Raw genomic sequence first — 12590 nt, forward strand, 5'->3', positions numbered from 1 at the left:
ACATTAGCCCAATACCCTGCTCTCGTAAATGTTTTGCAGCTTGTTTCTGTCCTCATCCGTTAAGTGGGGGTTTTGCAGCATGCGGAACAGGTCGCTGCGATTCGATATGCCATATTTGGCGAGGACATCGTTTTTCTTCATCTTCTTTTTCCTCTGCCGAATCACAAAGAACATCACGATTTGTAACACAAGAACGGGGACAAGGAACCAGAGAAGATTAGTAATACTCATTACTTAGAATTTTCGTTATCAATAATCAATAGACAATATAGCCAAAAAAAAGTTGCATCAACAGCCACCCCAACCGACAAATACCGTCGTATGGAATGCCCCTTTGTTTACCTACTGTTATTTAACGGATAAGTTTCATGAAAGTAGGTTAATAATCGCTAATTTTTGGATTGAATAGGAACAGCCGACAGGAGAGCCCAAGGAAAAATGATCAAAAGCGTTGATATTGAAGAGTTTCTGGAGCTTAGCAGGCAAAACCCGGTGGTAGACGTGAGGTCACCATCGGAGTACGCTTACGGTAGAATCCCAGGGGCGGTGAACCTGCCACTCTTTGAGGATGACGAACGGGCTGAAATTGGCACCCTCTACAAGCAGCAAGGTAAGGACATCGCCGTGAAACGTGGGCTGGAAATAGTGGGCCCCAAAATGCGGCCAATGGTTGAATTTGCAGAGCAGCTCACCTTCAAAGACCATATTTTGGTGCATTGCTGGCGGGGAGGCATGAGGTCGGGCAGCGTAGCCTGGCTGCTGCAAACGTATGGCTTGCCGGTGTTTACACTCAAAGGCGGCTACAAACGGTTCAGGAATCACGTGTTGGACAAATTCGCTGATAAGATGGAGCTCATGGTCATCACAGGCCCTACTGGCTCCGGCAAAACGGATTTAATCAAAGCCCTGGCGACCACTGGTCAGCAGGTGGTTGATTTGGAAGGCCTGGCTCATCACAAGGGATCGGTTTTCGGGGAGTTGGGCCAGGAGGCGCAGCCTTCCTCGGAGCATTTCCAAAACGAGCTTTTCTGGGCCATCAAGGACTTTGATTTTTCGCAAGCCGTCTGGCTTGAAGACGAATCAATAGGCATTGGCAAAGTGATGATCCCTGAGGGCTTTTGGCGACAAATGGGCAAAAGTCCCCGTGTTCATTTCAACATGGATAGAAATATCAGGATCAAACGCCTGGTATCCGAATATGCCAGCTTCCCGCAGACGGTTCTGGACGAAAAAATCACCGTACTCGAAAAGAAACTGGGAGGACAGCACGCCAAAAGTGCGCTGGAACTGCTTAGATCGGGCGACTTTGCAGGTGTAGCTGACGTGCTGCTCGTCTACTACGACAGAGCTTACAAAAACGCCTTGATTCGACACAAAAATGACTTGTTGCTGGAAATAGAAGCCGATCATGAAGACTTTGCCAAATGGGCTGAACTAGTTATAGAAAAAACGAAAACTCAATATGTCTGAACCAATAAAGCTGACCCAATACAGCCACGGCGCAGGGTGTGGTTGCAAAATATCACCCAAGGTGCTGGAAACCATCCTGAGCAAATCAACTGACAAAACATTCTTTCCTTCCCTGCTGGTGGGCAACCATACCAACGACGATGCCGCTGTGTATGATTTAGGAAATGGCACCGCCATCATCAGTACCACTGACTTCTTTATGCCCATCGTAGACGACCCATTCGACTTTGGAGGCATTGCTTCTGTAAACGCCATTAGCGATGTCTACGCTATGGGAGGCACTCCCATCATGGCCATTGCCATACTGGGCTGGCCCATCGACAAACTGACACCTGAGGTGGCCAATCAGGTGCTGAACGGAAGTCGCAAGGCTTGCGAAGAGGCAGGCATTCCTTTGGCTGGCGGCCACAGTATTGACGCACCAGAACCCATTTTTGGACTGGCTGTAACAGGTACCATACCGGTAACCAATATTAAGAAAAACTCAACGGCCACGGCAGGATCGTACCTGTACCTGACCAAGCCCCTGGGCATTGGCATCATCACCACAGCCCAAAAAAGGGGCATTGTGACTGAGGAGCACCTGGCTGTGGCTAAAAAGAGCATGCTCACATTGAATAAGCTGGGAGCGAAGCTTGGAACCCTCCCCTACGTGTCGGCAGTGACGGACGTAACCGGCTTCGGGCTGCTGGGGCATTTGGCTGAGGTGTGCGAAAGCAGCGGCGTATCTGCCACCATCGACTTCGACAAGGTGCCAAAATTTGATTTCCTTGACGATTATCTCAATCAGAAAAGTATTCCCGGAGGCACCGTTAGAAACTGGGAAAGCTACGGCCACAAAATCAGCGAAATTTCAGACTACCAACGATCAATTCTTGCTGACCCACAAACGAGCGGCGGATTACTTATTGCCGTTGATGAAAATGAGGTTTCAAATTTCGAAGCTTTTTTGAAAATTGAGGGAATACAGTTACAGCCATTTGGTTATCTGTCGCCGGAAGAAGAATATGTAATTCAGGTAAAATAAACCAATTCCAACCTGAAAGGCTATAGTGGTTTCTATTAGAAAACCTGTTGTAGCTTACGATACCTACCAATGCCTATGAAAAAAAACTACTGCTACCTCCTCCTGTTGGTGTTGTTTAACTATGATGGAAACGCTCAGGATGTTTCTGAATGGAAAACAAAAATAGGACAACTGGAAAAGGCATTTGGCATCGACATATACTATCGGGATGAATGGGTTGACGCTTCCAAGGTAACTATCCCTGATACTTCTCTTCCAAGGGATCAGGCGTTAGGTGCGTTCCTTTCCCCCCTTAACCTTTCCTACATCACCTATCGAAAAAAGCTGGTTGTATTACTGCCCGACTCAACTGCCAGAAGGTTCGCTTCCAGCTCGGAAGACTATGGGTCTCAATTAAAAATTCCGGAGGGAGTCACCATCATAGGCGACCTAAAATCTTTCGGAACCCAAAGGAACGCCACTATTCGGGGGCGTATCCTTGACGCAAATAGTGGTGACCCGCTGGTCGGGGCGAATGTGATGCTTGTAGGCACTAATAGATCGACCAGCACCAACGAAAAAGGCGAGTACTCCTTTCAGGTGCCTGTTGGCTTGTACGACCTGCTCATTACAACGGTAGGATACATCGAGGAAAGAAAGCCCGTGGCAATTGTTGGCGATGGGCAGCTAAGCACCGAACTATTTGACACCACTTACGAGCTTGAGGAGATTACTATCCGGGAGCGAGCGTTTGAGAACAATGTGACAGATGCGAAAATGGGCATTAATTCGATAGATGTGGCCTCCATCAGGCGATTACCTTCATTCCTCGGGGAGGCCGATGTGATAAAAAGCCTGACATTTCTACCCGGGGTAAGTTCCGTGGGAGAGGGTTCTTCCGGTTTTAATGTGAGAGGAGGAAATTTTGACCAAAACCTCATCCTCATGGATGGAGCCCCTGTGTTTTACCCATCGCACATGCTGGGTTTCTTCTCTCTCATCAACTCAGAAATGGTGGATAACCTTACACTCTACCGGGGCGGGGTTCCTGCCAAATACGGTGGCCGGATAAGCTCGGTGCTGGACATCCGGCTCAAAGAAGGCGACAAGAAACGGTGGAATGGCAATGTGGGACTAGGGCCTATCACCAGCAAAGCCTTTGCAGAAGGGCCACTGATAAAAAACAAAGCGTCGCTTGCCCTCGGCGTTCGGGTGGCCAGCGCCGACTGGATTTTGAAGCGAACAAGAAGTATTGAACTTCGGGAAAGCGGAGCCAGGTACATCGATTTTCAGGGCACCATTGACGCATTTGTCACCGACAAAGACAAGGTAAGGCTCTCAGGCTATATGAGCGGCGATAGATTCTCATTTGCTCAGGACGCTATTTACAGCTATCAGAACAACATCTACTCAGTTTCATGGACACACTCCTTTCCTCAAAACATTTATCTCAAAGTAAATGGTGCCTCCAGCGACTATGATTTTGAAGTGGAGAACACCGAAACATTGCGTGAATACATCATGCAAAGCGGTATTCATTATAAAGATGTAAAAGCAGACCTCACTTACGACCCCGGAAACGGCTTTCAGGCAGAAGTGGGGGTGTTGGCCGGTAAGTACAATATTGAGCGAGGTGAATTGGAGCCAACTACCATCTCTTCACTGGAAGCAGCCCGCAGTCTTCAGGACATGAACGGAATAGAAAAGGCAGTATACGGATCTCTCGAGTGGAAGCCTGCTTCATGGCTTACCTTATCGGCAGGCAGCCGGTATACAACCTTTGATCAAAAAGGCCCATTGAAAATCTATTCCTATGATCCGGCACTGGCCAGGGATGACGACGCCATTATAGACTCCACCAGCTATGCCAAAGGTGATGTAATCAATACTTACTCAGGTTTTGAGCCACGGGGCTCTGCCAGCATCAAAATAGCCGAAGAGCAGTCGATCAAGATTGGGTACAACCGGATGAGGCAGTACATTAATATTGTTTCAAACACTGCCGCCGTCACGCCTTTCGATATCTGGACCACCAGCGGCACCCATTTCAAGCCTGTTATCGGCGACCAGTACGGCATTGGCTATTTCAGGAACTTCACAAAGAATAAGCTGCAAACATCGGTTGAGCTGTTTTATAAGGAAGTGCAGAATGTGACCGAGTACAAGAACAATGCTGACCTTTTCCTAAAAGACAATATTGAAACAGAATTGCTTCAGGGTTTTGGCCGGTCTTATGGCGCCGAATTTCTCGTTCAAAAGGATGCTGGATTACTTACCGGATGGGTTAGCTATACCTACTCCCGAAGTCTGAGAACGATAAACGGAGAGCTGGAGGAACAAAAGATCAACAGGGGCAAAGAATATGCTGCCGACTTTGACAAACCTCATACGCTGAATATTGTCTCCACTTATAAGCTATCACGACTCTGGAGGTTTTCGGGCAATTTCACTTACAGCACAGGGCGCCCTACCTCCTACCCAATTGATAAATATGTATTCAATGGGATTGTGGTGGCTCAATTTTCAGAGAGAAACCAGTTCAGGGTGCCAGACTATCACCGACTCGATATTGCATTTTCAGTTGACGGCACTAACAAACGAAAAGCCAAGGTGGAAACCTCGTGGACGTTTTCGCTGTACAATGTTTACGGTCGCAAAAATGCCTATTCGGTCTTTTTTAGCCAGCGAAACTCCGACCCGCCTGTAACTCCCTACAAACTTGCCGTGCTCGGGATACCATTCCCTTCAGTCACCTTCAATCTTAAATTTTTGTAGAGCATATGCGGTTCACCAACCCAATACAGCGATTACAAATAGCACCAGGAGGAGTTCGCAAAAGAATTACCTCGAATCTGTTCTGCGCATTTGCGCTGCTATTGACATGTGTTAGCTGTATTGAACCATATGAAGTTGAGGTACCCAAACAAGACAATATCCTTATTGTAGAAAGTATGTTGCTGGATCATCCCGACTATCAACGAACCAGGTTGTATTTCCAACACCAGGATGGGCCTCGGGAGCTCATCTACAATGCTATAGTCAGCATTTCAAATAAAGCCGGAGACTCCTGGCCGCTGGTCGTCACCTACGACGGATCATACGTCCCCCTTTCTGGCAGCATTGTGGTGGCGGCCGGGGACGAATTCCAACTTGAGATTGCTATCGGAGATTCGATCAGAGCCGTTTCAACCTGGGAAAAAGTTCCTGAGCCATCGGAAATTGATACCGCTTTCATTGAGGCGAAATACCGATCCGTCGTTAACAACAGAGGGATTGAGACAACTTCGAAAGGAATCGAAATTTTTGTGTCGACAAAGCCAGTTGCTTCAGAAAACACCTACTTGCGCTGGACTTACGAAGACACCTACGCCTATGATGCACCCATGGCATCAGACCTTTGCAGCGAGTGTCAATACTGCTACATACAGGAGGAAGTGGAAAACTTTATCGAACTGGCAGAAGTGTTGAACAGCAAGGGGAAAGTTCTTTCCGGCAAGTCGATTGAGTTTGTTGAGTTCGACGAACGGTTTGGGATTAGGTTCGCCGTGTTGGTCAAGCAACTTACCATTACAAAAGCAGCCTACGAGTACTACAAATCCATCAATCAACTCAATGAAGCACGGGGCAGCATTTTTGACCCGCCACCGGCAGTCCTAAGGGGAAATGTCAGCAACAACCTCAGGCCCACCGAAACAGTTTACGGCTTTTTTGAGGTGGGAAAATACAGCGAGGCTTCAGCCAGAATAACGAAATCTGACATCGACTTTCTGATACCCTCGTTTTATGAAAATTGTTTGGTTCCAAACCCTGGGACTGACTGTTTCGACTGCCGGACAAGGGAAGGCGCCACCAAAATCAGGCCCGACTACTTTTGATCTTATGATTAACAGAAAACTATCATATGGCCCTTTATTCACGCTCTTGTTGCTTGCCGGGTGTATTGAACCGTTTTCTCTTGACATTAAGCGTGTTTCCAACCAGATAATTGTGGAAGCAATTCTCTCCAACCATCCCGAGCTACAATCGGTAAAGCTTCGTCAAACACCAAACGACCCTCTTGGTTTTATTGAATTAGAAGGAGCGATAGTAAAGGTTGAAAATTCGAACGGCATAAAATTTTCTTTTTCAGAAGTCTCAGCAGGCACCTATTACCCCACCACTCCCATTGAAGTCACTGATGGAGAGAACTACCGGCTGCTCGTTGACCTGGGAGATTCCATGCAAATAGTATCAAACTGGCAAAGTGTTCCGCCACCGCTCAAAATAGAGACGGCATATGTGTCGCCCACCATTGAGCAATCTCTTAACGACAATGGATACTTAACACCTTATTACGGCTTTTCCTACTACGTCACCTCTGAGTTCACCAATGCTACAAGCACCTTTATCCGCTATTCTTACCAGTCCGCCTACATCATGGAGTCGCCACTTCGCAGCTCTCTTTGTTGGGATTGCACTGGCTGTTACATTGTCAGCCATGCCAAGGACTTCATTAAAACCGCATTTGTGGAGAATGGCAGCAGAAAGAGACTTTCAAACTATCAGATTGCATTCATCAACTCCTCCTACGAGTATTCCATCAAAAAAACCCTCCGGATATTTCAACACTCCATTAACGAAGACACATACGAATACTACGCTACCATTGAGCAACAAAAAAACCTGAAAGGCACCATATTCGATCCACCTCCGGCTATAGCGAAAACCAACCTAAAAGATGTAAGGAACCCTGAAAGAGTCATCTACGGCTTCTTTGAAGTTAACAGCGTTGATGAAGCTTCGGTAAGTACCAATGGCAATAGCGCACCCTTTACAGTGCGCACATTTGATGAAATATGCACCCCCTATAACTTATACACCAATCCGCAGTGCGCCGACTGCCGTGTGAAAGAAGGTGCTACACATGAAAGGCCAGCCTGGTTCTAATAAAATGATCAAAAAAATAGCCACATACTGTTTCGTCATTGCAGCTATCAGTCTGACCAGTTGCATTGAGCCTTTTTCAATCGGCCTGGCTAGCGCTGCAAATCAGACAATTGTTGTGGAGGGAATGATTTCGAATTCACCAGAATTTCAGGAAATAGTACTTAAGCTACATTACCCTAACGACAGCGCTCGCATGATTAGTGGGGCCAGGGTTCTACTGGAACACGAGGCCGGCAGAAAATCAGAGTTTTCAGAATTGGGAGCAGGTAAATATCACCCCAGCGGCACCCTAACAATTGTTGAAGGAAGTAGGTACAGGCTACTTATTGATATGGGTGATTCTGTTTCCATCGAATCGAATTGGCAAACAGCTCCTTTGCCCCTCGGAATTGAAAATGGCTATTTTGACGCTATACCTCAGATAGCGGTCAATGATTTGGGGTTTGACATCCAAACTAACGGTTTTAATTATTTCATTACAACAGCGCCATCGGTAAACGAAAATACCTATATGAGGTATGACTACCAATATGGCTACCAGATGGAAGCACCTTTCAGAAGCACTCTTTGCCCTGATTGCAATAGTTGCTTTATTCTTGGTAAGAGTAAAGACTTTATAAAGACTGGTGATATCCTGGGCGGCAGCGACGGCCAGTTGAAAGATTTTAAGGTGTTGTTTATTCCATCCAATGTAGAGTATTCGCTGGTGAAAACAGTTAGGATTATCCAATTCGCCTTAACAGAAAAAAGCTACGAATACTATCGCCTAATAGAACAACAAAAAAAGCTTGAAGGAACAGTTTTTGATCCTCCTCCGGCCCTCTTCGAAACTAGCTTTAAAGACTTGAAAAACCCTGCCCGAAGGATTTATGGGGTATTCGATTTGAACGCAGTGACCGAAACTTCGGTGACCGTCAGGAAAGGCGATGCTGACTTCAGAATAGACACTTTTACAGAAGTGTGCACGGAGAGAAATGGCTTTGGCAATCCCGATCGGTCAAAACCAGAATGTTTTGACTGCAAAAGAAAGGCGGGATCAACTTTTAACAGGCCAGTCTGGTTCTAAATGAGATCAGTTAAACGATATTGGCTCGCCCCTTATTTGGCCGTTTTGCTGCCAGCCTTCTTGCCAGCATGCGTAGAGCAGTTTGAGCTCGACATACCAAGGTCAACGCAAAATTTTGTAGTAGAAGCCATCTTGCTTGACGACACAAGGTTTCAGAAGGTGGTGCTTTCAAAAATCAACCTCGACGGGAAGTCGGAGCCATTCGACGATGCAAGGGTCGTGCTGCAATCAGACAACGACGATATTGAAATAGTATTTGAGTCGAGAGGCGAAGGGCTATACACCCCATTAGTGTTTGTGCAGATTGCCAGGGGAGACAAATATCGTTTGGTGATCGATACTGATGAGGAGACAAGAATTGTGTCAGACTGGGAAGAGGTGCCAGAAGATGTAGCACTTGAAGGAGGCTACTGGGAGTCACACACCTTTGAGTTTGTGAACGACAATGGCGTCACAATAAAAAGAAATGGAATTAATTTCAGAGCCAATACGGGTACTTTTCAGTCTCCAAACACCTTTCTGAGATACGACTTCGAAACCGCCCATATCAATGAAGCACCCTTTAGAGACCCAAGGTGTGATTGCCTCAACTGCTATATTATCTCTGGCTCGGACGAGTTCCTGAACATCACCAGTGCCACGGAATCGGAAGGTAAATCGATTAAAGATCACCTCATTACATTTCTACCTCTTGATAAGAGATTCAGTTTCCGGCTTACCATGCTGGTTCGTCAGATTGCCATTACACGGAATGCTTTTCTTTTCTATCAGTCTATTGATCAGCAAAGAAACCTGAACGGCAGCATCTTCGATCCACCACCGGCAATTATCAAGGGCAACCTGTACGTGGAAGAGAAGAAAGACATAAATGTGTACGGGTTGTTTGAGGTAGGACGGCTATCAGAGATTCCAATTACTATTTATAAGAGCAACATCAAAAACGAGTTCCTTACCTACCTCGACATTTGCTATGCAGGAGCGAGGATCAACAATGTAGAATCCTTTTGCTTTAGCTGCTATGCCGAAGAGGGAGCGAGTCCAAGGCCCTATTACTTTGAATAACTATGAAATACCTACTGCTACTTCCGTTATGCGTTCTTGGTCTGGCTAAAGCCAGTGCACAAGACGATTCACCGGAAAAGCTTGTTCCCGAATTCATTCACCTGACTACGGACAAGCCTTTCTATTTCGAAGAAGAACGACTGATTTTTCAGGCTGTTGCATTGAGCAACAAAACGTTCAAGGTGGTAAAAAGAAATGACGTCATTTATTCGGAACTATTGAACGCCAGGGGAGAAACGATAGGATCGGCCAGGTTCTTGTGGGTAAATGGCGTTGCCAGCGGAGAATTTCGGCTGCCTCTCCTATTCGATGAACAAGCGATACACTACCTCCATGTGTTTACTCCTTCCCTTCTTAACAATACCGAATGGGTGGAAGCCTCTATCCCCATCAGCACTTATCAAATACCCTCGTCGGCCATTGAAGAAAACTCAATAGCCCAATTGGCTACAAAAGAGGAGCCCGGTTTGGTTATTTCTCCTGACAACGGAAGAATATACTCTCATCTCCCCAACCAGGTCTTTTTCAGAGTGACAAATCCAGAGCCAGGGATAGCCTACAAGCTTACTGTTGAAAGGGAGAACGGCTCCAAAGACACCGTCTCTACCCGTGGTGAATTGATGGGAGATTTCGTTGTCAATCCAATTACTACCAGGCCCATTGCGTTGCAATTGTGGGACAATGCAACGGTGATTGCTTCCACAACTATACAACCAGAAGAAACCCCTGGCATCACCCTCGAGGTGGCAACCGACAGTGCCAAAAACCTGGAGTTAAAAATCTACAGTACCTTCGACCTATCCAAGAAAGTTGAATTGGAAATCAGGCAGGGCGACTTGCTCGCTTTCAAAAGAATAGTGAGTATTAACCAGCCCATAATGACAATGCTTGTGCCTGCCAGTGCTTCGGAGAGAACGGCGGCTTATTCAATCATTGTTCGGGACGAGGCAAAGAAATTGCTGATCGAGAGGTTTGTTTTTGTTGAGAATCCAATTGAGGAGAGACTAAAATGGATCAATCAGCGGGGCAAACTTCCATCTGGAAGCACCCCTAACCTACTGTTTATGGTCAACGTGGATAGTATCGATTTTTCGGATACCTACCTCTCTGTCAAACTGGTCGATGAAAGGCTTCCTACACTAAACGGAAACAACCTGAGAACTTCCGGACAAACCTATGCCACCTATCAGTTAAAAAGAGCTGGGATATTTTCGGACGACGTTCCGCTGGCGTTTGATGACTTGGCTGCCAGCCAAAAAGAGGCGTGGGTTCAGACCAACCGCAGCAAGGTCACCATCAAACCTCCGGTTCTGGTGTCAGACTCTATACAGCTAGCGCCTGATCCATTCCAGAAAGGTTTTAGAATAACGGGCAGAATAACGTTTAAAGAAACCGGAGAGCCTTTACAATACTGTCCCCTGGCCCTGGCCAACACGAGTGACTTTTCATTATTCCGGTTTGCCAAAACCACAAAAGACGGGTTCTTCAAGTTTGAAAACCTCACATTCGAAGGTGAAAATGAGCTGTTTCTGGCTCTCCAGAGATACTACGACCATGATGTGGATATTGTGATTGACCGGCCCGTGTTTCCTCAATTCAAAATGTCAGCTGCAAGTCCTCCCAAGATCGCTTCACGTAACAAAACGGCTTTGCTAAACGAAGCCCTGGAGAGAAGCATTATCGACAGCGTGTACACCGGCACATCCGATGTCGTTAAAGTTTTCCAGGAAAACAACTTCATTAGCAAAATCGCCGGCTTCTTCCTCGAACCAACGGAAGTAATCGACCCTCTCGTATATGTGCCCTTCAACGAAATGAAGGATGTTTTCAAAGAGATTTTGCCCAGTGCCTATTTACGGTTCAAGAAAGGAAAGCCACTGATACGGATGGTGCACAACACCATTCAGCTGCCTTCAAATGCAGTTGTTACCGGATTAATGGACGTTCCTGCGCTGGTCATTGTCGATGGCGTGCCTATTTTCAATCAAGCTGAAGTATTAAGTATTAATCCAGCCCTTGTTACTAAGTATGAATTGTATCACGGTCTCTTCACACTTGGTCACGAAGTGTATCTGGGGCTTGTGCACATAGTAACCAATGTCGACTACCTGAACCAAAAGGAAATCAAAGGGCTTCACAAGTTCAAGTACATGGGAGTTAATGCTTCGAACCCGATCGCTATCGGGCCAAAAGGAGAAGCCAATAGTCCTTATCTTTCGCCTGTAGGTTTTTGGGTTACCAATATAAACCCCGACGACAAGGGAGTGATCCAGCTGCCTATTCGGTTAACCAGTGTGCCTGGCGACTATTGGCTTATGTTGGAAGTTGTGACACCCAACGGAAAAGGCATGGTGGAAAAATGGCCGTTACAAATTGAATAGTACCGAAGCGAGACATCTCCAGGCCTCGCCAATAAAAAAAGCAGGCCATCAATGACAGCCTGCTTTCCATTCAATTATGTCAATAATATTTAAGCAATCGCAATTTGCCTTACGGGCCTTGGTTTGGCCTCCTCACGCTTAGGTATACTAACATGAAGTATGCCATTTTCGTAAGTGGCCTCAATTTTTTCTGTGTTTACCACATTTTCAGGGAGCGTGAAGCTTCTTTTGAATGAACTGTAGCCGAACTCCCTTCTTGTGTAGCGGCCTTTTTCGTCCTTTTCCTCATTTTTCATCTCTTTTTTAGATGAAATCGTCAACAGATTGTTGTTGACTTCAACGTGAAAATCTTTCTTGTCGAAGCCGGGAGCTGCTACTTCCACATCAAAACCTTCTTCAGTCTCCTTCACATTCACCGCAGGCACGCTTGCACCAGGTGAGTTCACCAGTCCATTTTCAAAGTCAAACAAATCTCTTCCAAGGAAGCTGTCAAATACGCTTGGAAATTCTGGGAACAGGTTGTTGTTTCTTCTAATCAGTTTCATATCTCTTTTAAGTTTTTAGTTGAACATCTTTGATTCCAACTATACAAGAGAAATGCCAGCGCAGAAAAAGGCGAGAAAAGCCCAAAAAATACAGACATACTGTCCGATTAATAGGCGTTTTACAAAATATTAAT

The 12590-nt window shown here is 46.1% G+C and carries 10 protein-coding genes; 8 read left to right on the forward strand and 2 right to left on the reverse strand.

Features of this window, described 5'->3' with window-relative positions:
* Positions 1-3: 3 nt before the first annotated feature.
* Entirely contained in the window at positions 4-231 is a 228-nt protein-coding gene (locus tag GC130_RS02975; RefSeq protein WP_151996778.1) for a hypothetical protein, read from the reverse strand.
* A 207-nt stretch (positions 232-438) separates the two neighbouring features.
* On the opposite strand from GC130_RS02975, the gene mnmH reads away from it, so the two are divergent.
* The 8 genes from mnmH to GC130_RS03015 all read left to right on the forward strand — a co-directional run bounded on the left by mnmH (position 439) and on the right by GC130_RS03015 (position 11911).
* Positions 439-1470, forward strand: a complete 1032-nt coding sequence (mnmH, locus tag GC130_RS02980; RefSeq protein WP_151996779.1) for a tRNA 2-selenouridine(34) synthase MnmH — start codon at positions 439-441, stop codon at positions 1468-1470.
* A complete protein-coding gene (gene selD, locus GC130_RS02985) occupies positions 1463-2497 on the forward strand; it encodes a selenide, water dikinase SelD (RefSeq protein ID WP_151996780.1) in 1035 nt (344 codons plus the stop codon). The genes mnmH and selD overlap by 8 nt, the downstream gene beginning before the upstream one ends.
* Before the next feature lie 75 nt (positions 2498-2572).
* On the forward strand, positions 2573-5251 hold the full coding sequence (locus GC130_RS02990; RefSeq protein ID WP_193217745.1) for a TonB-dependent receptor: 2679 nt from the start codon (positions 2573-2575) through the stop codon (positions 5249-5251).
* A gap of 5 nt (positions 5252-5256) precedes the next feature.
* A complete protein-coding gene (locus tag GC130_RS02995; protein WP_151996782.1) occupies positions 5257-6351 on the forward strand; it encodes a DUF4249 domain-containing protein in 1095 nt (364 codons plus the stop codon).
* Positions 6352-6355: 4 nt separating this feature from the next.
* Positions 6356-7402: a DUF4249 domain-containing protein gene (locus tag GC130_RS03000; RefSeq protein WP_201568324.1), complete on the forward strand. Its 1047-nt coding sequence runs from the start codon at positions 6356-6358 to the stop codon at positions 7400-7402.
* A 4-nt stretch (positions 7403-7406) separates the two neighbouring features.
* Positions 7407-8468 (forward strand): DUF4249 family protein, encoded by a 1062-nt coding sequence (locus GC130_RS03005; protein WP_193217746.1) that lies wholly within the window; start codon positions 7407-7409, stop codon positions 8466-8468.
* Positions 8469-9530 carry a DUF4249 domain-containing protein gene (locus tag GC130_RS03010; RefSeq protein WP_151996785.1) on the forward strand — a complete coding sequence of 354 codons (1062 nt, stop codon included), beginning with the start codon at positions 8469-8471 and terminating at the stop codon, positions 9528-9530.
* A gap of 2 nt (positions 9531-9532) precedes the next feature.
* A complete protein-coding gene (locus GC130_RS03015) occupies positions 9533-11911 on the forward strand; it encodes a hypothetical protein (RefSeq protein ID WP_151996786.1) in 2379 nt (792 codons plus the stop codon).
* An 89-nt stretch (positions 11912-12000) separates the two neighbouring features.
* Here GC130_RS03015 and GC130_RS03020 read toward each other — a convergent pair whose 3' ends face one another.
* Positions 12001-12456, reverse strand: coding sequence for an Hsp20/alpha crystallin family protein (locus GC130_RS03020; protein WP_151996787.1), 456 nt, complete (start codon positions 12454-12456; stop codon positions 12001-12003).
* Positions 12457-12590: the final 134 nt, after the last annotated feature.

The organism is Imperialibacter sp. EC-SDR9, assembly GCF_902498805.1.
Classification (GTDB): Bacteria; Bacteroidota; Bacteroidia; order Cytophagales; family Cyclobacteriaceae; genus Imperialibacter.

Excerpts from the sequence above, each read along its gene's own strand:
- GC130_RS02975 (WP_151996778.1), bottom strand. The coding sequence starts at position 231 with ATGAGTATTACTAATCTTCTCTGGTTCCTTGTCCCCGTTCTTGTGTTA.
- mnmH (WP_151996779.1), top strand. The coding sequence starts at position 439 with ATGATCAAAAGCGTTGATATTGAAGAGTTTCTGGAGCTTAGCAGGCAA.
- selD (WP_151996780.1), top strand. The coding sequence starts at position 1,463 with ATGTCTGAACCAATAAAGCTGACCCAATACAGCCACGGCGCAGGGTGT.
- GC130_RS02990 (WP_193217745.1), top strand. The coding sequence starts at position 2,573 with ATGAAAAAAAACTACTGCTACCTCCTCCTGTTGGTGTTGTTTAACTAT.
- GC130_RS02995 (WP_151996782.1), top strand. The coding sequence starts at position 5,257 with ATGCGGTTCACCAACCCAATACAGCGATTACAAATAGCACCAGGAGGA.
- GC130_RS03000 (WP_201568324.1), top strand. The coding sequence starts at position 6,356 with ATGATTAACAGAAAACTATCATATGGCCCTTTATTCACGCTCTTGTTG.
- GC130_RS03005 (WP_193217746.1), top strand. The coding sequence starts at position 7,407 with ATGATCAAAAAAATAGCCACATACTGTTTCGTCATTGCAGCTATCAGT.
- GC130_RS03010 (WP_151996785.1), top strand. The coding sequence starts at position 8,469 with ATGAGATCAGTTAAACGATATTGGCTCGCCCCTTATTTGGCCGTTTTG.
- GC130_RS03015 (WP_151996786.1), top strand. The coding sequence starts at position 9,533 with ATGAAATACCTACTGCTACTTCCGTTATGCGTTCTTGGTCTGGCTAAA.
- GC130_RS03020 (WP_151996787.1), bottom strand. The coding sequence starts at position 12,456 with ATGAAACTGATTAGAAGAAACAACAACCTGTTCCCAGAATTTCCAAGC.